The following is a 24439-nucleotide window of genomic DNA, read 5'->3' as shown; positions in this document are numbered from 1 at the left end:
CATGGCTACCGCCACACTCGACGCTCCCGCCGACGCCCCCGCCGACGACGCCCTCAAACCCTTCACGGTCACGCTCATCATCCGCCGGTTCAACCCGGAGGTCGACGAAGAGCCCAAGTGGGTCGACTACGACGTCGAAATGTTCGCCACCGACCGCATCCTCGACGCGCTGCACAAGATCAAGTGGGACCAGGACGGTTCGCTCACGTTCCGTCGCTCGTGCGCCCACGGCATCTGCGGCTCCGACGCCATGCGCATCAACGGCCGCAACCGTCTCGCCTGCAAGACCCTGATCAAAGACCTCGACATCTCGAAGCCGATCTACGTCGAGGCCATTAAGGGTCTGCCCCTGGAGAAGGACCTCGTCGTCGACATGGAGCCGTTCTTCGCCTCCTACCGCGAAGTCCAGCCCTTCCTGCAGGCCACGTCGAAGCCGGGCGCCGGCAAGGAGCGCATCCAGTCGGTCGCCGACCGTGCGCGCTTCGACGACACCACCAAGTGCATCCTGTGCGCCGCGTGCACGTCGAGCTGCCCCGTGTTCTGGACCGACGGGCAGTACTTCGGTCCCGCCGCGATCGTCAACGCGCACCGATTCATCTTCGACTCGCGCGACGACGCCTCGAACGTGCGCCTCGACATCCTCAACGACAAGGAAGGCGTGTGGCGCTGCCGCACCACCTTCAACTGCACCGACGCGTGCCCCCGTGGCATCCAGGTGACGCAGGCCATCGCCGAAGTGAAGCAGGCCGTGATGCGCGGCCGCGCCTGACGCGTCAGCCCCGCTGAGAACGCCCGTTCGTGCCGAGAGGTGCGGGCGGGCGTTTTGCGTGGGCGGAGCGCGGGCGGGCGGGCTAGCGCGGGCGGCGGAGGGATGTGAGGGCGATGCGGGCGCGGAGGCGTTCGCGTCGGGTGTGTCTTTCCGCGACGCGGCGGCGGAGTTCGTCGACACCCTGCCAGACCTTGTCGGCGTCGTCGTCGTCGGGACGGTCGGGTGAGAACGACACCCGGTCGGCGACCGAGGCCAGCGTGACGGCCGTCTTGCTGCCGATGCGGGCAGCGGCTTCGCGACGCGTTGCCGAGGCCGGGATGTCGATGCCGTAGTCGACGGCCGTGTCGCGCGCTTCGAGCCAGCCGGCGCGGATGCGGGCGTCGGCACTCCCTCGCCGGCGCCGGGTGTGGCGGCGACGGGCCTTCGCAGCGATGACGGCCAGGAACGGTGCCGCCAGGAGTGCCGCGACGAGGAGGGTCCAGCCCGCCACCGTGAGCACGATGCGGAGCGCCGCGAGCCACCACGGCTGCTCGGCGGGCGGGTAAGAGATCTCGCTGTCGGGGGCCGCCGGGGTGCTCTCCTCGGGGTCTTCGACGACGGGCGGCGGGACGACGGTCTGCGGCTTCGAGATGGGCGTCGGCTCGTCGGGCGCGCGCTCGGGGATGTCGCGGACGACGGGCGTGGGATCGATCGTGACCCAGCGGCCCGAGGAGTCCTGGATCTCGACCCAGGCATCGATGTCCGCGCCCGTGACGGCGACCGGACCGGAGGTATCGCCCGCGGCGGCACCGTCCGGACGGAAACCCAGGACGACGCGGGCCGGGAACCCCAGCTGGCGCGCGATCAGGGCGGCGGCCGTCGCGTACTGTTCCTGATCGCCGACCATGGGCTGCTCGGTGAAGAGCGTCTCGAGGCGGGCGATGCCATGTCCGGAGACGCTGCGCGGGGTGTCGGGGTCGATGCCGTGGCTGACGTAGCCCGTGGATGCGAGGGCGTCGAGGGCTCGCTGCAGGGAGGCACCGGGGGTGCCGGCGTCGGCGCTGTCGGATCCTTCGCTGCCGGAGTTGGCGCCGTCGGCGGGCTCGGCACCCGCGGCGGGAGCGACGGCGTTGCGCGTCAACCACTCGGTGAGCGCGTCGGGCACGGCGGCGGGTTCGGGCAGGGCGGTTGTTCCGGGGCGGAGGCTCGAGACATCCACATCGTCTGTGGCGGGCGGGAGGATGGCGGTGAGGCGGTAGGAGTCCCCCGGCCGCAGGCCCGCTGAGACGGCGGCCGTTCCCGTGGCGGCGTTGTAGCTGAAGCTGTCGGTCAGGGCGTCGGCGCGCGGGCCGTGGAAACGGAGTTGCTCGAGCGCGCCGGCGTCGGGAACCCAGACGTCGCTGAATTGGTCGACGCGCACCGTGAGGTCGACGCGGGTTCCGGTCGCGGTCGGCGTGAGGCGGTAGGGGACCCGCGTGAAGATGCCGGAGCCGGACGCGGATGCCGAGCCAGCGGCATCCGCCGAGGACGACGAAACGGTTTCGCCGTCGGCGTCGCTGCCGGAATCGGAGGCGCTGCCTGGGGCGCCGCCGGAGTCGGTGCCGGAGCCGCCCGAGGCGTCACCCACGGCGTAGACCACTCCGGTATAGGTGTCCACCGTGGCGAGGCGCAGGCGCGCTTCGGCCGGCAGCCCTTCGACCGTCAAGAGCGTCTCGTTGCGCGTGGCGGGATCGAGATAGGAGCGGAAGCCGGCGAGCGGGGACGGGTAGTCCCGCGGCACGAACGGTTGCTCGACGTGGGCCCTGATGACATCCCGATCGGAAGCGGGGGCGAGAACCGTGGCCAAAACCGTGCTGCCCGCGAGGGCCACGGCGAGAACGACGGCGATGGCGGCCACGCGCGTGACGGCGAGGCGCACGGAGCGGCTGCGGCTCACCGCGTGGCCGATGACGGGTGCTGCTGCGGCGCGGCCGGCATTCTGTGGCGCGCGCGATGAACCGGCAAACCCCGGAGCGGTCGACCTCGCGGGCGGGAGGACCGCCCAGACGGCCGACACGAGCACGAGAAGGGCGCCGACGGCGATCGTCCAGGCCGGCGCCACCTCGGTCGGCCCGAGGGCGACGGCGGCCGCCAGGAGCAGGAACGGGGGCGCGAGGGCCAGACGAGGATGCCGCGACCGCAACGCCAGCGAGGCCGACAGCACGGTTGTCACGAGGCCGAGGAGGAACGCGGGCACGAGGAGGGCCTGGTAGGCGCCGACGGGGGTCACGATGGTGACGAGTTGCCGCCAGGAGAGCGCCGTGGCCTCGAGGAGGTGCAGGAGCGCCGGACCGGTGGGCAGCCATCCGCCCGCGGTCGCTTCGCTGGGGATGGCGAGGGGCACACCCGCGATGAGGACGACGGCGGCCGTGAGCGCCGCGACGAGGAGGGGCGACCAGCGGAAGCGGGCACCCAGCACCGCGAGAGCGCCACCGACGACGACGGTGACGGCGGCCATCCGCACGAACTCGATGGACTGGTAGACGGGCCAGAACGCGGCGAGGGCGACGGCCGTTGCGAGGAGGGGCGCCAGCACGCCGAGGAGAAGCCCGGTCCAGCCCGGGCGTCCGGCGCGCGCACGACGGGTTGATCGCGGGGTCGGCCGCGACGTGCCACCCGAGGCGGGGGCCTGCGGCGCGCTCCTCTGCGCGTCGGGGCGGCTCATCGCGCCACCGCCCGGTTGAGGGCCGGACGCAGGTCGTCGAGGTATCCGATCGTCACGACCGTGAGGCCCGCCGACACACGTTGCGCGGGCACGCCCTCCGATTCGCACACGATGGCGACGACATCCACACCGAGGGGAAGCTGGCGAGCCGCCTCGCGGATGGCGGCGGGTTCGGTGGCGCTGCCGCACACGAGGAACGCGAGCGAGATGCCGCCGATGGTGTCGGCGGCTGCACGGGCCGTGGCGGCGAGGTCGAGTGCGCGGTCCTCGAGCTCGACCGCGGCCAGGTCGTCGAGCAGCCGCGTGGGCGTGACCGAGGCGAAGGCCCGCACCGACCGCACGGTGCGACGCGAGAACTCGGGGGTTACCTCACCCGTCACGACCGAGACGGTGCGCGTGTCTCGGATGGCGCGCACGCCGAGCGATGCCGCGACGCTCACCGCCAGCTCGAATTCCTCGTCGCTCGCGTATTCGTCGGCTCGGGCCGAGAGCGCCACCATGAGGTGGCTGCGGCGGGTCTCCTCGTACTGGCGCACCATGAAACGCCCGGTCTTCGCCGTCGACCGCCAGTGGATGCTGCGCCTCTCGTCTCCCGGCGCATATTCGCGCAGCGCGTGGAACGACACGTCGTCGCTCGTGAGGTCGCGCGTCGGACTACCCTCGAGGTCGCGCACGAAACCCGTGCTGAGGCTCGGCACCGACACCGTGAGCGGATGCACGTACAGGGCGGATGCGTCGGTCCACGCGTGTTCGCGCCGCACGAGCCCGAGCGGGTCGCGCCGGGTGGCGCGGGCCGGCCCGACGGGGAACACGCCCCGCCTCGTCGCCGGCACGCGGAAGAGTTCTTCGATCTGCTGTCGGGGGGCCAGCGGCGGCACGGGCACATCGAGGGCGGCCTCGCCCACGGGCACGTCGACGGTGATGGCCGGCAACAGCCGGAGCCCGGGGTTGCCGATCGTGAGCTGGCCGACCGCCGTGGCCCCCACGACGACGCGGTCGTCGGCGAGGTGCAGCGTGACCCCGTGCCGGATGCGGCCGATGAGGAAGAGAGCGGCGACCGCGGCCGCGATGACGGCGGCCCAGCCGATGACGACGAACTCGGTCCAGCCGAGTGCGTAGCCGGCAGCGAGCCCGGCGATCGCGAGGACGGCGACGGCCCAGCCGAGGGGCGTGACGACCGCCGTGACGGCCGACCAGGCGCGCGCGAGCGCGCGGCGAGCGCGACGGAGCGTGCGGGCCACGCTCAGGCGAGCATTCGCGGCCAGCCCCGCGTCGTCTGCGGCATCGGCTCGCAGGGACGTGGACGTCAGGTCGCGCAGACCTGTCGCGCCGCGCGCCGAGGTCCGGGTCGACGCTCGCCCGTTCGTGCGCGCGTTCGTGCGCGTGCGCGAGCGCGTGTCGGCGCTCGCACGTGTGACGACGGGCACAGCCGCGCGGCCGCTCGTGTTCCGCTCCGTCCCCTCCCCCGCCTTCCCTTCGTTAGCCGGCACGGCCAGCCCCGTCTCCGGGCGGCGGCGCATCGATGAGCACCTGCGAGATGACGCTCGAGGGCGTCACCCCGTCGTATTCCGCCTCGGCGTCGAGCACGAGCCGGTGCGCGAGCACGGGTTCAGCGAGCGCCTTCACATCGTCGGGGGTGACGAATGTGCGACCCTGCGACACGGCCCACGTGCGCACCGCGGCGAGCAGAGCCAGAGCCCCGCGCACGCTCGCGCCCAGCCGCACCTCCTCGGCCTGCCTCGTGGCCTCGACGATGCGCACGATGTAGTCGTTGATCGTCGGGTCGACGAAGGTGGTGCGCGCGATGGCCAACATGTCGCGAATGGTCGACGCGGGCACGACGGGCGAGATGGTCGCGGGAGCCGCGGCCCCCTCGAGAATCTGCATCGTGGACTGGTGGTCGGGGTATCCGATCGACGTCTTCAGCAGGAAGCGGTCGAGTTGGGCCTCGGGCAGGCGGTAGGTTCCGGCCTGTTCGATGGGGTTCTGCGTGGCGAGCACCATGAACGGCGGATGCACCGGATGCGTGGTGCCGTCAACCGTCACCGTCAGCTCCTCCATCACTTCGAGCAGCGCCGACTGGGTCTTGGGGCTCGCGCGGTTGATCTCGTCGGCGAGCACGATGTTCGCGAAGATCGGGCCGCGGTGGAACTCGAAGCTGCCGCTGCGCTGGTCATAGATGCTCACACCCGTGATGTCGCCGGGCAGCAGGTCGGGCGTGAACTGCACGCGCGAATGCGTGCCGTCGATGGATGCCGCGATGGCGCGCGCGAGCGACGTCTTACCGGTTCCGGGCACGTCCTCGAGCAGCAGGTGGCCGCGGCTCATCAGGGTGGTGAAGGCCAGCCGCACGACGTGGCTCTTGCCGAGCAGCACCTGCTCCACGTTCGCGACGAGGGAGTCGAAGGTGCTGGCGAACCAGCGCGCCTCTTCGGGGGTGAGGGTCACGAGGGGTCCTTTCGGGGGTGGAATGCCGGGGCACGCGTCATGGGGTCACCTGAATCCTCTTGCCGCCGATGGTGATAAACAGCGCGGGGTCGACGGGCGGCGCGGGGAACGAGCATCCGGTTGCCGAGCTGGTGCCCATGTTCTCGGGGTTGGCCTGGTCGACGCACAGGGCGGTGGCCGGGTAGTCGGGCCCGTTCGAGGGGAGGGCGGTCCAGCTGTACGCGCCGGCCGCGCCGTCGTAGCGCAGGTCGACGGGCCGGAACGCGAGGGATGTCTCGGGCGCGGTCATGACCGCGGGGTCACCGCACACCTCGACGACGGCGTAGACGTTGCAGGCTCGCAGCGCGAACTGCACGCGCTGCCCGGTGGGCAGCTCGAGCACCTCACGCGGGAACGATCCGGTGGCGAACGACACCCAGGATCCGACCCGGTTGCCGGCCGCGTCGACCGTGGCGATCTGGTAGCGGTCGGCCCGCGGCTGCAGGTTGGTGACGCGGTAGTCGTAGGTGGAACGCGCGGTCTCGACCATGACCCCGTCGGCGCGTGGGGCGTCGCCGGGCGTCGGCCGGATGCGCACCTCGGTCACGTTCGAGACGGCGCAGCCCGCGCGGTTGTAGGCCCAGACGGCGAAGAAGTACGTCTTGTTCGCCTCGTCGAGACCGGTGAAAACGGTGGATGACGCGCCCGCCCCTTCTGAGCGGACCTCGACGACCGATCCCCCGGCGACGGGCGGCGTGACGGTGCCGGGCGCGGGACTCGACACCCGGCAGGCGCCGGAGCCCGTCGGGGTCTGTCCGTTCGCGAGCCGCTCGACGAAGTACCCGGCGATGGGGTCGCCGTTCGAGCCGAAGCCCGACCACGACACCGTCACGGTGCCGCTGCCGGAGTCGCCGTCGGCGCGCACGCCGCCGCCGCTCGGGGCGCCGAAGGGTGTGCCCTGGCCCGCGGCGCTGTTCCACTTCGAGAGGGCCGGATACGCGTCGTTACGCGCCGAGATGGTGAGGTCGACGCGGCTGCCGTTGGGCAGGCCCTGCACCTCGGTCGTGCACCGGCCGCCCGAACAGCTTCCGGTGGCGGCGATGCTGCGTTCGCGGCCGCCGACCGTGGCCACGTAGGTGCGCACGGGGCTCGCGCCGGACGGCATGCTCACGGCATCCCAGCCGATGCGGAGGCCCCCGTCGAGGGGTTCGGCAGTGATGCCGGCGGGTGCGGCCGGAATCACGTCGGACCAGACGCGTTCGGCCAGCCCGGTCGGCGTTGACGCCCCGATGCTGTTCTCGGCCACCACCTCGAGTGTGACGGCGTTGTCGCTGCCGTTGCCGGGGGTCGGCACGCGGCACGTCGTCGCTGCGCAGGCCGTCGTTGTTGCGGCCCCGCCACCCGCGGGACGCACGCCCACCCGGAATCCCGTGATACTCGCGTTGTTGGCGGCGCCCGGCACCCACGTGACGGTGATGCCGCGGTCGTCGAAGCCTGTGACGCGCACGGCACTCACGGGGTCGGGCGCGTCTTGAACGCTGATGCGCACGGTGCCCCACGTGTGCCGGGCCGGATCGCCCGTGGCATCCGCGACCTGGTATTGCACCGTGGTGTCGCGAGCGGCCGCATCGCCCGAAACCTGGATGGAGAGCGTCGAGCGGTCGGCCGACGGCGTGATGCTGACCCCCGCCGGCACGTTCTGCCCGTCGGCGCCGCGCACCGCGACGACCGTGAGGGGTTCGCCCGGGAAGGGGTTGGTGGCCTGGTCGTTCTGCAGCACGTTGACCGTGGTGGTCTGGCCGCGGGGCGCGATGACCTGGTCGGTGGCGGGCTGAGCCAGCGGACGCGTCGAGGCGACGACGCGCAGGTCGAGGCGCCCGTTCTGACCCGGGTTCGCGGTGTCACGCACGCCGATGAGCGCGCTCGACGCCGACCCCTTCGGCGTATCGGCGCGGGCCGTGACCGTCAGGGTGCTGCCCGACAGCGCAACGTCGAAACCGGTGGCGCGCGGGTCGAGCACGCTGAACGCGAGCTGGTCCAGGTCGTCGGCGTAGGGATAGCGCGTGAGTTTTGTGAGGTCGATGTCCTTCGACTGCCCCGGTTCGAAGTCGATCTGGCCCCCCGTGAAGACGGGCGGCTGGTTCTCGGTGGGCACCACGTCGATCGGCAGGACGAGCGTGGCCGCCTTCGCCGCGCCCCCTGCGCCGCCCCCGCCCGAATCGGTGACCTCGAACGAGATCGAAGCCGGCCCGAAGTAGCCGTCGGCGCTGCGGAAACGCAGGGTGCGGTCGTCCACCGTGAGGGCCGAACCATCGGCGTGGGTGGCCCGCACCGTGGCGGTGTCCGTGAGGCGCACGTCGCGTCCGTCTGGCGCGATCACATAGTCGGCGAGCCGGATGTCGACACTCTCGCCGCTCGTGACGCTGATCGGTTTCACACCCGCCTTGAGTTGCGGCACCGCATCCCGCTTGCCCGGCACCCAGATGAAAGCCGTGGCCGTGACGTCGGCGTCGTCGGGGTGGGCGACGACGAAGGGGATGATCTGGCTCTCGTTCGTCACGGCGACCACGACGCGCTTCGAACTGGTTATGCGCGCGGCCTGGGCGAAGTCGCCGGGAATCGTGAGGTCCAGCGAGGACACCTCTCCCTCGGCGAAGAACACGTTCTTCAGCGGGTTGACGGTCACCTCGTCGGCGTCTTGGATATCGCTGAGCGAGAGGACGGTGTCGCGGGCCAGGGGCCTGGCGGCCGGAGCATCCGGGTCGGCGACGACCGTGAGGAAGGTGGATGCCGTGCCGCCGCGGCCGTTCTCGATGTCGTACACGAAGCCGTAACGACCGCGCCCGTCGGGAACCGTGACGCGGATGGTGCTGCCGCGCACCTCGGCCGCGGCCCCCGGCGTCGTCGGCGTGACGCCCGTGATGGTGAGCGTGTCGCCGTCGGGGTCGGAATCGTTGTCGAGCGGGCGCACCGTGATGGTGCGGCCCGGCCGCGTCGTCACCTCGTCGGAGGTCGCGACGGGGTTGCGGGCACCGTCTCGCGGCGGGCTGATGCCGATGCGCACGGTTCCCGTCGCGGTCTGACCGAGCGTGTCGACGACCGTGTACGAGAATTCGTCGGTTCCGGTGGAATAGGCGCCCGCTTCGTACTCGAACCAATCGATTCCGGATGCCGTCACGGCACCCTTTTCCGGGTTGCTGGCCTGCCCCGCGAGCTTGACCGAGTCGCCGTCGGGATCGATGCCCTGCAGCGGGATCGGCACGCGGACGGTGTCGCCCGCGAGCACGCGGCTCGTCACGGTCTTGGGCACGGGCGGACGGTTGCCGGCCGCGTCGGCCTCGCGCACGGTGATCGTGACGTCGGCGTCGGCCCACTGCCCGTCGGGCCCGCGCACGCGATAGGTCGCCGTGTAGTTTCCGGGTTCGCGCGGCGCGAGGTAGCGCAGAACCGTGCCCGACACGAAGAGCAGACCCGCGTTGCCCGGAACCTGTCGGCTGAGGGTGGCGTCGAGGGTGAGGGCGTCGCCGTCGGGGTGCCGGTCGTTGGCGAGCACGGGGATGTCGATGGCGTCGCCCACGCGCACCGACGCCGTGTCGGGGTTGGCGATGGGCGCCTGTCGCACGGCGGGCGTCGGCACCTGGATGACCGTGATCGTGCCGTCGCTCTCGGCCGTGCCGTTCGACACGTGGTAGCCGATGGGCGTCGGCGCCTCGAGCGGCCGCGTCAGGGTGATGCGCACGAGCCGCTGTTCGACGACCTCCACGCGGATGCCGCTGTCGATGGGCGCGTCGTCGACGCCCGTGACGACGAGCACGCCGCCGGCCGGGTCGAAGTCCTGCTCGAGCACGGCGACATCCTGGCTCGACTGTTCGCGCACGAAAGCCGTGTGCGGAACCGTGACGGGTGCCGCGCCGGTGGGATTCGGCAGCACGTCGATGCGCACCTGGCCCGTCTCGGTGAGCACGCCGTCGGTCACGGTGTACTCGAGCAAGTGGGTGCGCGCCTCGCCGCTCGTGAAACGGAACGTGCCGAGGTCGTAGTCCGGCACGACGGTCGATCCGTCGCGGCTCGGAACGTTGACGAGGCGCAGGGGTGCCGAGCCGCCGCGCGCGTGATCGAGCGGCGTGATGCGCACATCCTCGCCTGCATAGGCGGTCACGGCGAACCCGTCGGTGATGATGGGCACCTGACCCGACGGTTTGATGCTCACGGCCAACACACCGGCGCCCTCGGCCCGGCCGTCCGACACGAGCAGCGGGATGTCGCGGGCTTCCGCTCCCGTGCCGCCGTCGGTGTAGACGACCTCACCTGCGGGGGTGAATTGCGTCAGGTCGGGTGCGTCGACGCTCGCGCGCGTGAGGTAGAGGGGGTCTCCGTCGGGGTCGACCCAGTCGCCGAGCACCTGGGTGCTCACGCGTCCGCCCGAAGCGACGGTCGTGCGCGTCGGCCGCACCTGCGCGGGCGGGCCGTTCTCGTCGTCCCCGCGCACCGTCACGGTCACATCGGCCGTCGCCGTGCCGCCACGGCCGTCGCTGATGGAGTAGGCGAACCGGAGGTCGCCCCTGGCCTCGGGCGAGAGGGTCAGCTTGATGCTCTGCCCGTCGTTCACGAGGTCGACGCGCCCGGTGTCCGTCGGCACCTCCCCGACGCCGTCGATGACGAGCACATCGCCGTTGGGGTCGTAGTCGTTCAGCAGCACGGGAAGCAGCGTCGAGCGTCCGGGCCGCGCCCCGAGGCTGTCGGCGACCGCGACCGGGGGCTTCTGTTCTTCGTCGTATTCGGGCGGGGTGTCGTCGGTGTTCTCTTCGACCTGTTCCTCGGTGTCGGTGTCGGCGAGCAGGTCGTCCCAGTTGTCGATCGACCGGTTGCCGTCGAGAACGGCCCAGGAGCCGCCGCCCACCCGGTCGTTCAGCACGACGCGGTCCTCGAGCACCCGGAAGGCGAGGTCGGCGCCGGGAACCAACCCGCTGACGGTCGACACGCGGGCGTCGGCATCGCTCGACGGCCGGCCGCAGAGGGTTGCGACGGTCCCGCTCCGCCAGGCTCCCACGAGACATTCGCCCGCGGCGCCCGCCGCGGGGTTCGGAGTCGATGCGGGGGCGACGGCCGGCCCGAACGCTCCCGTCGCGAGCACGCGCCCGGCGCCCGACGACGACACTTCGACGAGCGAATCGGCGGTGGCGACGAGCACTCCGTCGCGGGCGGCGGAGGGTTGCTGGACGACGGCGGTGTCGGCATCCAACCCGTCGATGTCGGCCAGGTCGATCTGACCGGATGGCGTGTGCAGCAGCCCGGCGTCGCGGTCGAGCAGCGCATACCGATCGCCCGTGGCCGTGAGTTGCAGGGAACCCGGGGAACCGGCCACCGCCGGCGCCCCGTCCGCTCCCCCGTCCGCACCGCCGTCGACTCCCCCGTCTTGCGGGGTATCGGTCGCGCCCGTGCCGATCGTCGTCGCGTCGTCGACCCGGTCGCTTCCCGGCCCGAGGTGCGAGAGCCGCCCCGTCTCGGCGCGGTAGACGAAGATGTCTCCCGTCGGCGCCACCGCTGTGAGCGCATCGGCACCGAGCGACACCGTCGGCTCGTCGTCGGAGCGGAAGTCCTCGAGCGAGGCCGTGGGAAGAAGCCACAGGTCGCCGCCGCGCGCTATCACGACGCGGCCGCGGGCCACGTGCACGTCGGAGGCCCCCGGCGGCAGCGGAACCGGTTCGTCCACGGTGGCCGTGGCCAGATCGACGCGGCCGACGCTCCCGGCCGCGCGGTCGACGAGCAGCACGGTAGCCCCGTCTTGCACCACATCCACGCCCGTCGCGCCGGTGCCGGCGCGTTCGACGGCCAGCGCGGCGTTGAGTTCGCCCACGCGCACGTTGGCGCGACCGATCGCCTGCCGGCTCTGGTTGGTGACCCACACCGAATCGTCGTCGAGGCTCAGGTTGTCGGCGCGATAGCCCGTGCTCACGAGGGAGATCACGGCGATGAGGGCGACCACGAGCACGCCGGCCAGCACGGTGGCGAGGGCCGCGCCGCGTCGGGCGAGGAATGCGCGGATCATCCGGCGCCCGTACCCGCCTCGGGCACCACGCCGCAGCTTTCGGGGCTGCGGTCGCCGAGCGAGCCGTCGCGGTTGACGCGCACCGTGATGCAGACCGTGTCGCCCGGTTCACCCGCCACGACGAAGGTCGTGCTGCGCTGGGTGCTCGAGCTGTCGTCGTCGACCTCGATCTCATAGAGGTCGTCGGTTTCGATGCCCGGGTCTGGCCAACTGAATGTCAAGGAACCGTCGGCGGATGTCGCGACCACATCTCGGACCGCCGGAACCGCTTCGGCGCTCCCCGCCCGCACGACGACGTACACGGCCGTCGCAGCCAGGGCGAGCACGAGAACCGCGCACGCGACGATGGCCGCCACGAACCAGCGGCCCGATCGCCACGATGCGGCGGGCGCCGACGAAGCCCCGGCGCCCCCGGTCGCCGTTCCGCGGCGGCGCGATCGCGACTGCGCGTCGGCGGCGGTGCCGCGCGCCCGGGTGCCCGTCGAACCCGCGACGTCGCGCCCGACGGCACGCGCACCGGCGCCCGCCATTCCCATCGCGGGAGTGTTCGATGCCCCGGCACCCCGCCCCGGCTCGCCGATGGCCTGGTCACCGCGTGCACGACGTCGGCGCGCGACGGGCTGCACATCGCGGATGGGGTTCACACGCGTGCGGTCGTCGGGATCGTCGGGCGCGACATCCGCCCACTCGTCGACACTGACGTCGGGCTGCGTCTGCGCCAGCCCCATCGACGCCTCGACGGCCTGCAGCTCGCGGATGAACTCCATGGCCGAGCGGTGGCGGTTCTCGGGTTTGCGGGCCAGCGATTTGCGCAGCACGCGCTCGAGATTCTCGGGCACGTCATCGCGGCCGATGGGTGTGATGACCCCGCGATTGATGCGCGACATGAGTTGCGCCGACGAGTTGTCGCCGCCCTCGATCTCGAACGGCGACCGCCCGGCGAGCAGCGTGTAGACGGTGGCGCCCAGGGAGAAGACCTCGCTCGCGATGGTTCCGTTGGTGTCGGCGCGCAGCACCTCGGCAGCTGTCCACGGCACGCTCATGCCCACGACCGCGTCGTCGTCGATCTCGTCGACCGCACCGGCGATGCCGAAATCGCTCAGCACCGGATTGCCATATGCCGTCATGAGAATGTTGGACGGTTTGATGTCGCGGTGCAGCACGCCCGTGCGGTGGGCGCTCTCGGCCGCGCCGCCGATCTTGATGCCCACGCGCAACGCTTCGGCGGCCGAGAGCCGGTTGTTGCGATAGCCCGTGCCGAGTGTCTGCGAGCACAGTTCCATCACGAGATAGGGCCGTCCGTCACCCGCCACGCCCGATTGATAGACGGTGAGGATGGAGGGATGCGCGCTCAGCTGCGCCATCAGGTCGGCCTCGGCCGCGAACATCTGCCGCACATGGTTGTTCACGTATTCGGCCAGCATCACCTTGACGGCGACCTGCCGCCGCGGGCTGTCCTGCTCATAGAGGAACACATCGGCGAACCCGCCCGACCCGAGTATGCGCACGAACGAGAAACCCGGCAGCGTCGGCGGCTGTGACGGCAGTCGTCTCCCCACGGTTCTCTTTCCTCGGTCGGGTTCGGGCGATACGGAATTCGGGATGCTGCTGGGTGCGGGTTACCCGCGTGCGGGCCGCGTGCGTGCGGGCCGTGCGCGAGCGGGCTGCGCGGGTGCGGCGGGGCGGCGCGCCCCTACTCGCCGCGCCAGGGCGGGAGGATCTCGATCACGTTACCGTCGCCGATATCGATGAGCGTGCCGGGCACGACCACGATCGATTCTCCCTGACGCAGGCGCTGCCAGTGTTTATGGGGCAGGTTGACGCTCGTGCCGTTGGTCGATTTCAGGTCGGTGGCGACGATCGAGTCGCCCACCTGCTTGATCTCGAGGTGCGTGGCCGACACCGATTTAGTCGACGACACGACGGGCACGAGCCGCGACGGGTCGGGCAGCGGGATGCGCGGCTGCCGCGGGTTGCGCCCGAAGTAGTGCACGGCGTCGAGCGGGTAGGCCTGCCCGCCGTTGACGCGGAACCCGTACATGACGGTCTGTGGGTCGTCGGGCACGAACGGCACGTGGCGAAAAACGGTCTCGTCTTCGACCGGGCGCGCGATGTCGGGGCGCAGCACGGTCTCGCCGTCGTGCTGCAACAGGCTGTCGTCGGCCAGGCGCGGCACGACGCTGCGGCGCGGGCGGATGACCGTCTCGGTCTCGGCCTCGATGGATGCGGCGACGCCCGGCGCCTTGGTCAACGGCGCGCCGTCCATTCCACCGGCCTGATCGCTCACGTCGAGCACGCGCGGTTCGGCCGCGGGCGCCGGACGGCGGGTCAGGATCGTCTCCTCGGAGAACACGTCGTCCTCGACGCCCCGACTCTGCCCGAGCGGCTGGATGCGGGTGGTCTCGTCCGGAGCATCGTGCGCGGGCTCGGCTTCGGGCTCTGCCTCGAGCGGCTCGGGCTCGCGCTCATGCTCGACCTCCGCCGCTTCCACTGCTTCCGGCTCTGCCGTGGCCTCGAGCGAAGCCCCCGCCAGAGCGACGTCGAGGCGGTTGGCGACGACGACACCGGCGTCGAGCGGGAACGAGACGCCCACGGCATCCGCGCCGACCTCTTGTGCAAGATCACCCAGTGCGAATTTGCGGGAACCGGTGAGAACCTCGCGGGCCCACGGCGCGTCGCCGTCGGCCTCGATGCGCTTCCAGCCGCTACTCGCGCGCCCGGCACGCTGGGCGTCGGACGCCGAGAGGGCATCGACGGCCGCCCGGCCGTGTGCGATCACCGTGAAGCTCTCGGCGCCGTCATCGGTGCCGGAAACCGCGTTCGGCTCGTCGTCGCCCACGACCGCGAAGGCCGTGCGCCGCTCGCCCGAGAACTCGGGGATGACGGCCGCCAACTCATCGGCACGAGCCTCGCCACTGCGCATCAGGGCCCACAAACCCTCGACCACATCGGGCTCGGAGGGCGCCTTGATGGCCACGGCACTGCGCTCGGCGACCACGAAGATCCAGGGCGAACCCTGCTCGGCCAGCGTGTAACGAACGGCCCGGGCGTCGCCAGCCGGCGCGGTCGGCGACGACGTCGATGACGAAGAAGTGGTGGTGTCGGCGATGCTCAATGTGGTGATCCCTGTGGCCTCAGTCGGTGCGAGCCGCCACCCTCGGCGAGTCGCGGTTCCCCCATTCTGCCAAGAGATCGCCGCCTCTGCCGGGTAATCCGCCGAACGCTTTCGCTACGCTGTGACCGTGCCAGCACCCCGTGACGAGAGTGTGTCGCCCCCCGCATCCGTTGCAGCCGGCGTGACACCCCTCGAACGCGCCATCGAGCAGAGCGACAACGCGCTCGTCAAACGCCTCGATCGCCCCGTGAAACAGGCCACGCGCGTGACCCGGTGGGTGCAACGCCAGAAGATCTACCGCGTCGTCATGAACTACAACCTCAACGACGGCAACCTTTTGGCATCCGGCATGAGCTTCCAATCCCTTTTCGCGGTCTTCGCGGCCCTCGTCGTCGTGTTCTCGGTGGCCGGCATCTGGCTCACGTCGAACGCCGCCATCTACTCGGCCCTCGTCGACATCATCGACCGCGCCATCCCCGGCCTCATCGGCCCCGGCGGCCTGATCAACACCGACGACCTGCTGGGGCTCGGGCTGTATGGCTGGACGGGAACGATCGCCCTCGTCGGCCTCCTATGGACCGCCATCAGCTGGTTGGCCTACACGCGTCAGGCCATCCGCTCGGTGTTCTCGCTTCCCCGCGACAGCCGCCCCTATCTCTTGCAGAAGGCCGTCGACCTGGGGCTCGCCCTCGTCTTCGGCGTCATGCTGTTCGCGTCGGCCGTGTTCTCGGTGCTGAGCACGCAGGCCGTCACGTGGCTCCTCTTCCTCTTCGGCATCGATTCGAACTCGGGCGCGAGCACGGTGGCCGCGGGCGCGATCGGACTGCTCGTCGCCGTCATGGTCAACCTCGTCACCATCGGCTCGATGTACCGCATCCTCAGCCGCATCCCCATTCCCTGGCGCGATCTGGCGGGTGGCGCGCTCATCGGCAGCGTCGCCCTCTCCGCGCTCAGCGTCTTCAGCGGGTGGGTCATCCAGGCGGCGTCGCGCAACCCGCTGCTCGCCACCTTCGCGGTCTTCATCGGTCTGTTGATCTGGTTCAACGCGATCTGCCGCATCATCCTGCTCGCCGCGTCGTGGATCGCCGTGGGCGTCGAAGACAAGGGCGTGCAATTGCACCGGATGTCGCGCGCCGAGCGTCTCGACGCCGAACGCCGCGCGCGCCTCGTGGTGGCCGAAGCCGAATTGCGCGACGCCCGCGACGAATACGAACACGCCTCCTGGATGTCGCGCCCCCTCTCCCGTCGCCGCCTCCGTCAGGCCCACCGCGAGTGGCAAGCCGCGCGCGAGGCCCTGGCCGAGGCCTCCCCGAACGGCTCGCCCGTCGGCACCGCATCCGCCCGTACGACCGGCCGAACGGGTGTCGGAGGGCCCCTATAAGCTGGGTCCATGTCGTCGAAAGCTCCCCTCCGCATCGCCAGTGTCAACGTGAACGGCGTGCGCGCCGCGTTCCGCAAGGGCATGGGCGAGTGGCTCGACGGGCGTGGCGTCGACATCCTCGCGCTGCAAGAGGTGCGCGCCTCCACCGAAGACCTCGAGGGCCTGCTCGGCCCCGACTGGAACATCTTGCACGACCCGGCAACCGCCAAGGGCCGCGCGGGCGTCGCACTCGCCAGCCGTGATCGCGCCCACATCCACCGCGTCGAGCTGGGCGCCGCCGAGTTCGACAGCGCGGGCCGCTGGCTCGAGGCCGACTACGAGGTCAACGGCACGGTCGTCACGGTCGTCAGCACCTACGTGCACTCGGGCGAACAAGACACGCCGAAACAAGACGAGAAGTGGAAATTCCTCGACGCCATGGCCGAGCGCCTGCCAGAGCTGGCCAAACACTCCGACTACGCGCTCGTGCTCGGTGACCTCAATGTGGGCCACCAGAAGCTCGACATCAAGAACTGGAAGGGCAACGTGAAGCGCTCGGGGTTCCTGCCGCGCGAGCGTGCCTACTTCGACCGCTTTGTGGGCCCAGAGGGCGAGCCGGTCGAGGGCGCCGACGGGTCGACCGGCACGGGCCTCGGCTGGGTCGACGTGGGCCGCCAGGCCGCGGGCGAGGTCGAGGGCCCCTACACCTGGTGGTCGTGGCGCGGTCAGGCCTTCGACAACGACACCGGATGGCGCATCGACTACCATCTCGCCACCCCGGCCCTCGCGGCCGTCGCCACCAACTACACGGTCGACCGGGCCGAGGCCTACGACAAGCGCTGGTCCGACCACGCTCCCGTCGTCGTCGACTACGCCCTCTAGAGAGAACCAGAACCTCATGACCAAGCCCATCATCTTCTCCGGTATGCAGCCGTCGTCGTCGTCGCTGCACCTCGGCAACTACATCGGCGCGCTCACTCAGTGGGTCGCGCTGCAAGACGAGTTCGACGCCTACTATTGCGTCGTCGACCTGCACGCGCTCACGGTGCCGCAAGACCCGGCCGAGCTGCGCGAGCGCACGCGCACCACGGCCGCGCAGTACATCGCGGCGGGCATCGATCCCGCCAAGTCCACGCTGTTCGTGCAGTCGCACGTGGCGGCCCATCCCGAGCTGGCCTGGATCCTCAACACCATCACGGGCTTCGGCGAGGCCGGGCGCATGACCCAGTTCAAGGACAAGTCGCAGAAGCAGGGTGCCGACCAGGCGTCTGTGGGCCTCTTCACCTACCCCGTGCTCATGGCCGCCGACATCCTGCTCTACCAGACCAACGTCGTGCCGGTGGGCGAAGACCAGCGCCAGCACCTCGAGCTCACGCGCGATCTCGCGGGGCGGTTCAACCACCGCTTCGGCGAGACGTTCACGGTGCCCGAGCCCTACATCCTGAAGGCCACCGCCAAGATCTACGATCTGCAGAACCCGACGGCCAAGATGTCGAAATCGGCCGACACCGACGCGGGCCTCATCCGCGTGCTCGACGACCCGAAGGTCACGGCGAAGAAGATCATGCGCGCGGTCACCGACACCGATAATGCGATTCGCTTCGACCGCGACGAGAAGCCCGGTGTCTCCAACCTGCTCACGATCTTCTCGGCCCTCTCGGGCACGCCGATCGAGACGCTCGAGAACGAGTACGCGGGCCGCGGTTACGGCGACCTCAAGAAGGGTGTCGCCGAGGTCGTCACTTCTACGCTCGAGCCCATCCGCGCGCGCACCAACGAGCTGCTCGCCGATCCCGCCGAACTCGACCGCCTGCTCGCAGCCGCGGCAGATCGCGCGGCCGAGCACGCCAACACAACTCTGCGCACCGTCTACGACCGCGTCGGGCTCCTCCCCCGCCGCTGAGCGCCCAAGAGGCGCGTGTCGGCGCGCGAGCCATCGCCGACCAACGCCGCGCGGACCGTTCAGGACGGCGCACGATGGCGCGACAGTTGCACGACAACGACCGCTTCCGCAACCGGCTCTCTTTATTTAGCTAGAGTCTCTAACTACCTATACATCTGAGTGATGTCAGCATTGGCGCACACAGAGAGAGATCACCGACGATGAGCACGACCTTCGCCCCCGCGAGCTGGACCGAGATCGACGACCGGCTCACCGTCGGCAACGCCGGCGGCAACTACGCGGGCCTCATCGAACATCTCAATGGGCGCTACATCGCCACCGACGCGCGCGGCAACGTCATCGGCACCTTTGACACGCGCCGCGAAGCGCAGGCCAGCCTCGAACCCGGTTCGCTCGAGAAGACGCTTCAGCTCCGCCAGCGCCGCCAGAGCATCCTCGAGGCCGCCGCGGGCATCGCCGCCGTCTCGACCACCCTCATCGCCCTCGCGGGCCTCGCCACCGCCGGCGTCCTCTAAACCGACCGGCTCCGGGGCTCCCCCCGCACGGCGTCCCCGCACACGAAAAAGCCCCGAGGCATCAGCCTCGGGGCTCTTTCTCTCTCTCAGCGGATCGCAACCGATCCGGGCATTACCGCTAGAGAATTACTGCACGTCCTCGTCGACCCAGTCGAAGGTCTTCGTGACAGCCTTCTTCCAGTTGCGGTAGAGGCGGTCGCGCTCGCCCTTGTCCATCGAGGGCTCCCAGCGCTTGTCTTCCTGCCAGTTCTTGCCCAGGTCGTCGAGGTCGCTCCAGAAGCCGACGGCGAGGCCGGCTGCGTAGGCGGCACCGAGGGCGGTCGTCTCGGCGACGACGGGGCGCACGACGGGAACGCCGAGGATGTCGGCCTGGAACTGCATGAGCGTGTCGTTGGCCGTCATACCGCCGTCGACCTTGAGCTCGGTGAGCGGAACGCCGGAGTCGGCGTTGACGGCATCCAGCACCTCGGCGGTCTGGTAGGCCGTGGCCTCGAGCGCGGCGCGAGCGATGTGACCCTTGTTCACGTAACGGGTCATACCGACGAGGGCGCCGCGGGCATCCGAACGCCAGTACGGCGCGAAGAGACCCGAGAAGGCGGGCACGAAGTAGGCGCCACCGTTGTCTTCGACGGTCGCGGCCAGCTTCTCGACATCGGGCGCCGAGTTGATGATGCCCAGGTTGTCGCGCAGCCACTGGATGAGCGAACCCGTGACGGCGATCGAACCTTCGAGCGCGTAGTGCGGCTTGGCGTCGCCCAGCTTGTAGCCGAGCGTCGTGAGCAGGCCGTTCTCCGAGTGGATGATCTCCTCACCGGTGTTGAAGATGAGGAAGTTACCGGTGCCGTAGGTGTTCTTGGCCTCGCCCTGCTGGAAGGCGGCCTGACCGAACGTGGCGGCCTGCTGGTCGCCCAGGATGCCGGCGATGGGAACCTCACGCAGCAGGCTGTGGCCCGACGCGTGGCCGTAGATCTCCGAGGAGGACTTGATCTCGGGCAGCATGGACTTCGGCACACCGAAGATTTCGAGGATCTCGTCGTCCCAGCTGAGGGTCTCGAGGTCCATGAAGAGCGTGCGGCTGGCGTTGGTGACGTCGGTCACGTGCACGCCGCCGTCGGTGCCACCGGTCAGGTTCCAGAGAACCCAGCTGTCGGTCGTGCCGAAGAGCAGGTCGCCGGCCTCGGCCTTTTCGCGCGCACCCTCGACGTTCTCGAGGATCCAGACGATCTTGGTACCCGAGAAGTAGGTCGCGAGCGGCAGTCCGACCTTGGACTTGAAGCGCTCGAGGCCTTCGTCGCCGGCGAGGCGGTCGACGATCGACTGCGTCCGGGTGTCCTGCCAAACGATGGCGTTGTAGACGGGCTCACCGGTGTTCTTGTCCCACACCACGGCGGTTTCGCGCTGGTTGGTGATACCGATGGCCTGGATGTCGTGACGCGTGATGTTCGCCTTCGACAGCGCGGTACCGATCACCTCACGCGTGTTGTTCCAGATCTCTTTCGGGTCGTGCTCGACCCAGCCGGCCTTGGGGAAGATCTGCTCGTGCTCGAGCTGACCGGTCGAGATGATGTTACCGTTCTTGTCGAAAACGATCGCGCGCGTCGAGGTCGTTCCCTGGTCGATGGCGATGACGTAGTCCGTCATGAGAGTTACTCCTTTGTAGAGGGTTATTCGGGTGGGCGGATGCGCGTCGGGGTTGAGGCGCGCATCCGCACCGGGTCGATCAGGTGAAGAGAAGAGAAATCAGATCAGGTCAGGACGGGCAGGAGAACCTGCGAGGCCAGACCGGCGATGGCGCCACCGACGAGGGGTCCGGCGACCGGAACCCACGCGTAGGACCAGTCGCTCGTGCCCTTGCCCTTGATGGGGAGGAGGGCGTGCACGATGCGCGGTCCGAGGTCACGGGCCGGGTTGATGGCGTAACCGGTGGGACCACCGAGCGACGCACCGATGGCGACCACGAGCAGCGCGACGGGCAGGGCGCCGAGCGAGGCGAGGCCTGACGCGTCACCGTTGCGGCCGAAGCCGAGAACGACGAACACGAGCACGAACGTGCCGATGACCTCGGTGAGGAAGTTCCAGCCGTAGCTGCGGATGCCGGGGCCCGTCGAGAACACACCGAGCTTGGCGCCGGCGTCTTCCGTCTCGTCGAAGTGCTTCTTGTAGGCGAGGAACACGAGCACCGCACCAATGATGGCACCGAGCATCTGCGCCGCGAAATAGACGATCGTCGACAGGAAGTCGACGGGGATGCCGGGCACGAACTCTTCGGCGCCCGACGTGATGATGCCGACCGTGACGGCCGGGTTGAGGTGGGCTCCTGAGGCGTAGGAGACGATCACACCGGAGAAGACCGCGAGGCCCCATCCGAAGTTGATCAGCAACCAACCGCCGTCGAAGCCCTTGGACTTAGCGAGTACTACGTTTGCGACTACACCTCCACCGAGCAGGAGCAGCATTGCTGTTCCCACGGTTTCCGAGAGGAATATCGTTCCCAAATTGACGTCCACGTTGACCTTCCTTGCGAGTACTCTCGGGCCGCCCTGGCGGGTGACCCTTCCGGGTTATATATCGACCTATCTGCACGCTAGCGACCGCGCTAGCGTGCAAACAAGACTTCCGCGTGAGAATGCGTTCAATGTTGGTTCGCGGGGAGGCCGCGCCCGAGGGCGTCGAGCCTCCCCGCTGACCGACTACTTGCTGAGCGCGTCCTCCTTGGCGCTGGTGCTGCCCACCGCGACACCGTGTGCCTCGCGCAGGATGCGCGCGGCCTCGGCGATCTCGGCGGCGGTCTCGTCGCTCGACCAGCCGAGGACTCCGGCCGTGATCGAACCGAGCTCGGCGAGCAGCGCGTCGGTGGCCTGGCCCGTGAAGGCGAGGCTCGTGCGGCGCTGCAGCACGTCGGAGAGGTGCACGACCGATTCGGTGCGAACGAGGTATTCGATCTCCTGCGCGCTGTACTCGGCGGCGTTCTCGAGCGGGGTGTCGCCCGACTCGGCGAGCTCGTCGATGACGGCGGCGGCGCGCGTTCCGTAGCGCTCGAGCAGCATGTCGGCGCGGGCGCGGCTCACCTCGCGGCCGTGGCTCGTGACCCAGACGGTGCGCGCGTCATCCGTGGTCGGGTAGTCGCGGCCGCCACCGATGGGCATGCCGAGCGTCGACACGCTGCGGGTCTGGTGCAGGCGCTCGAGGACCTCGTTGCTGAGGTGCTCGGCCAGCGCGCGGAACGTGGTCCACTTACCGCCGACGAGGCTGAGCAGCGTGGCGGTGCCGAAGGTCGAGGGCACGATGCGGTAGTCGCGGGACACGAAGCCGGGGGCCGTGTCGCCGTGGCCGGGCAGCGGGCGGATGCCGGAGAAGCGGTAGACGATCTGCTCACGGTTGACGTCGATGGTCGGGAAGACGTGCTTCACGAGCCCGAAGAAGTAGTCGACCTCCTCCTCGGTGCAGACGGCGGGTTCGCGCACATCCGCCTCGAGGTCGGTGGTGCCGACCATGACCTTGCCCTTGAGCGGGTAGATCAGCACGATGCGGCCGTCGTTGTTCTCGAAGAAGATCTCGCGACCCTTGGTGGCGGCGAGCAGCTCGGGGTTGTCGAGCACGATGTGCGAGCCCTTGGTGCCGCCCATGTAGGCCGTCTTCTCGCCGAGGGCCTCGTTGGTGAGGTCGGTCCAGGGGCCGGACGTGTTGACGACGACATCCGCCTTCACGGTGAATTCTTCGCCCGAGACGACGTCGCGCAGCACGACACCGCCGTCGGAGGCGCCGACGGCCTCGACGTAGTTGGCGGCACGGGCGTGCGGGCCCTGGGCCAGGCCGTCGCGCAGCACGTCGAGGGCCAGGCGCTCGGGGTCGTGCACCGAGGCGTCGTAGTAGGTGGCCGTGTACTTGAGGTTGTCGTTGAGCTTCGGCAGGTCGGCCATGGACTTCTTGTGACCGTGGAAGCGGTGGCGGGGAACGGCGCCGCCGTCACGCGAGAAGGAGTCGTACATGGTCAGGCCGATCTTGATGAGCGCAGCCCCGCGCTCCTTCGGCTTGCCGCCCTTGTGGGTGAGGATGCGGCCGGGGGCCGACAGCACACCCGAGACGGTGGTGAAGATGGGGATGGTGGTCTCGAGCGGCTTCACGTAGTGCGGCGCGATCTTGAGCAGACCGTTGCGCTCGGTGACCGACTCCTTGACGAGGCGGAACTCGCCGTTCTCCAGGTAGCGCACGCCACCGTGGATCATGTGCGACGAGGCGGCCGAGGCGCCCGAGCAGTAGTCGCCGCGCTCGACGAGCACGACGTCGACGCCCTGCAGGGCCAGGTCGCGGAAGGTTGCGATGCCGTTGATGCCGCCGCCGATGACGAGAACCTGGGCGTGGGGACGCTCGGTCAGGCTCTGGACGCTGGAACGGGTTGCGGATGAAGATGATGCGGCGTTCACGACGGTCACTCCTCTTGTTACGCGCCATTGCTTCAGGGGGTGTGGAGCACGGCACTGTGTCTGTGTCCGTATCAGTGAACGCCCTCGATCACACTCGGTCAAATTGCGTGCACAAACGTGCAAGGATGGCCTCATGGTTCCTTCGCCCACCACGGCACTGACGCCGAAAACGCGTGACGCACTGACCGCCGCGCAGTTGTATTACATGCAAGACCTCACGATGGAGGCCATTGCCTCCGAGTTGCACACCTCGCGCTCCTCGGTCTCCCGGCTGCTCAGTCACGCCCGCGAAACCGGCCTCGTCGAGATCCAGGTGCGCTCGCCCCTCGACATGCCGCGACAGGTGGAGGCAGACATCCGTCGACGGTATGGCGTGGTCGCCCACGTGGTGCCCGTTCCCGAACTCACGAGCGACGTCGACCGGCTTGAACGCGTGGCCATCTCGGCTGCACGGATTCTCGGCAGCTTCTTCGACTCGAACATGACCATGGGTGTGGCCTGGGGCAGCACCATGAGCGCCGTGTCGCGGCACCTCGTCGCCAAGGCCACCCACAACTCGTCGATCGTGCAGTTGAACGGCGCCGCGAACCCGCGCACCACGGGCATCCTCTATGCCAGCGAGATCCTGCAACGCTTCGGCGGGGCGTACGGGGCCTACGTGCAGCAGTTCCCCGTGCCCGCGTTCTTCGACGACCCGGGCACGAAGAAGGCGCTGTGGCGTGAGCGCAGCATCCACCGCGTCATCGATATCCAGGCCGGCATGGATGTCGCGGTCTTCGGCCTCGGCTCGCCCTTCGCCGGGGTGCCGAGCCACGTCTACATCGGCGGCTACCTCGACGACGACGACTTCGCGTCCCTGGCCGAGGCCAAGGTGGTCGGCGACGTGGCGACGGTCTTCTTCCGTGAGGATGGCTCGGACGACGGCATCGCGCTCAACCAACGCTCCTCGGGCCCCGACCTGCAGGTCCTGCGCCGGGTGTCGCGCCGCGTGTGCATCGTCGCGGGCACCTCGAAGCTCGCGAGCCTGCGCGGAGCCCTCGCCGCGGGCCTCATCACCGACCTCATCCTCGACTCCCGCACGGCGCGCGAACTGGTCGACGGAGCGCCCGCCGACGCCACGCAGGCCGAGCGCTGGCGCCGTCATAATTCGTCGGATTAGGCCGCGAAGACGCTCGGAATAACCCCGTGGTCGGC

At 69.8% G+C, this 24439-nt stretch carries 15 protein-coding genes; 6 read left to right on the top strand and 9 right to left on the bottom strand.

Translation table 11 applies throughout. The features are described from left to right. Window position 1: 1 nt before the first annotated feature. The gene (locus tag ALI44B_RS14450) at window positions 2-769 is read left to right on the top strand and encodes a succinate dehydrogenase iron-sulfur subunit (RefSeq protein ID WP_077055258.1); all 768 of its coding nucleotides are present in this window, start codon (window positions 2-4) and stop codon (window positions 767-769) included. 82 nt (window positions 770-851) lie between these two features. Here ALI44B_RS14450 and ALI44B_RS14445 read toward each other — a convergent pair whose 3' ends face one another. The 6 genes from ALI44B_RS14445 to ALI44B_RS14420 form a co-directional block, all read right to left on the bottom strand. Then, entirely contained in the window at window positions 852-3452 is a 2601-nt protein-coding gene (locus ALI44B_RS14445) for a transglutaminase-like domain-containing protein (protein WP_083710069.1), read from the bottom strand. Further along, window positions 3449-4879 (bottom strand): DUF58 domain-containing protein, encoded by a 1431-nt coding sequence (locus ALI44B_RS14440; RefSeq protein WP_179100278.1) that lies wholly within the window; start codon window positions 4877-4879, stop codon window positions 3449-3451. The genes ALI44B_RS14445 and ALI44B_RS14440 overlap by 4 nt, the downstream gene beginning before the upstream one ends. Window positions 4880-4931: 52 nt before the next feature. Next, window positions 4932-5900, bottom strand: coding sequence for an AAA family ATPase (locus ALI44B_RS14435; protein WP_077055256.1), 969 nt, complete (start codon window positions 5898-5900; stop codon window positions 4932-4934). 37 nt (window positions 5901-5937) lie between these two features. Further along, entirely contained in the window at window positions 5938-11928 is a 5991-nt protein-coding gene (locus tag ALI44B_RS14430; protein WP_077055255.1) for an Ig-like domain-containing protein, read from the bottom strand. Beyond that, entirely contained in the window at window positions 11925-13487 is a 1563-nt protein-coding gene (locus tag ALI44B_RS14425; protein WP_077055254.1) for a serine/threonine-protein kinase, read from the bottom strand. The genes ALI44B_RS14430 and ALI44B_RS14425 overlap by 4 nt, the downstream gene beginning before the upstream one ends. Before the next feature lie 134 nt (window positions 13488-13621). Beyond that, on the bottom strand, window positions 13622-15043 hold the full coding sequence (locus ALI44B_RS14420) for an FHA domain-containing protein (protein WP_077055253.1): 1422 nt from the start codon (window positions 15041-15043) through the stop codon (window positions 13622-13624). 127 nt (window positions 15044-15170) lie between these two features. Between ALI44B_RS14420 and ALI44B_RS14415 the strand changes: the two genes are divergently transcribed. The 4 genes from ALI44B_RS14415 (at window position 15171) to ALI44B_RS14400 (ending at window position 18821) form a co-directional block, all read left to right on the top strand. Continuing rightward, window positions 15171-16424, top strand: a complete 1254-nt coding sequence (locus tag ALI44B_RS14415) for a YihY/virulence factor BrkB family protein (protein ID WP_143459287.1) — start codon at window positions 15171-15173, stop codon at window positions 16422-16424. A gap of 9 nt (window positions 16425-16433) precedes the next feature. Beyond that, the gene (locus tag ALI44B_RS14410) at window positions 16434-17285 is read left to right on the top strand and encodes an exodeoxyribonuclease III (RefSeq protein WP_077055251.1); all 852 of its coding nucleotides are present in this window, start codon (window positions 16434-16436) and stop codon (window positions 17283-17285) included. A 16-nt stretch (window positions 17286-17301) separates the two neighbouring features. Further along, window positions 17302-18306 carry a tryptophan--tRNA ligase gene (gene trpS / locus ALI44B_RS14405; protein WP_077055250.1) on the top strand — a complete coding sequence of 335 codons (1005 nt, stop codon included), beginning with the start codon at window positions 17302-17304 and terminating at the stop codon, window positions 18304-18306. 200 nt (window positions 18307-18506) lie between these two features. After that, a complete protein-coding gene (locus ALI44B_RS14400) occupies window positions 18507-18821 on the top strand; it encodes a hypothetical protein (protein WP_077055249.1) in 315 nt (104 codons plus the stop codon). A 126-nt stretch (window positions 18822-18947) separates the two neighbouring features. Here ALI44B_RS14400 and glpK read toward each other — a convergent pair whose 3' ends face one another. The 3 genes from glpK to ALI44B_RS14385 form a co-directional block, all read right to left on the bottom strand. Then, complete coding sequence (gene glpK / locus ALI44B_RS14395) at window positions 18948-20462, bottom strand: glycerol kinase GlpK (RefSeq protein WP_077055248.1); 1515 nt, start codon at window positions 20460-20462, stop codon at window positions 18948-18950. Between the two features lie 104 nt (window positions 20463-20566). Then, complete coding sequence (locus ALI44B_RS14390; protein WP_077055247.1) at window positions 20567-21328, bottom strand: MIP/aquaporin family protein; 762 nt, start codon at window positions 21326-21328, stop codon at window positions 20567-20569. A gap of 183 nt (window positions 21329-21511) precedes the next feature. Then, the gene (locus ALI44B_RS14385) at window positions 21512-23245 is read right to left on the bottom strand and encodes a glycerol-3-phosphate dehydrogenase/oxidase (RefSeq protein ID WP_077055647.1); all 1734 of its coding nucleotides are present in this window, start codon (window positions 23243-23245) and stop codon (window positions 21512-21514) included. A gap of 133 nt (window positions 23246-23378) precedes the next feature. On the opposite strand from ALI44B_RS14385, the gene ALI44B_RS14380 reads away from it, so the two are divergent. Then, entirely contained in the window at window positions 23379-24404 is a 1026-nt protein-coding gene (locus tag ALI44B_RS14380) for a sugar-binding transcriptional regulator (RefSeq protein ID WP_077055246.1), read from the top strand. The last annotated feature ends 35 nt before the right edge of the window (window positions 24405-24439 follow it).

This window comes from Leifsonia sp. ALI-44-B (assembly GCF_001984125.1).
Classification (GTDB): Bacteria; Actinomycetota; Actinomycetes; order Actinomycetales; family Microbacteriaceae; genus Okibacterium.
Note: the sequence above shows the minus strand (reverse complement) of the source record. Positions and strands in the feature narration are given on the sequence as shown.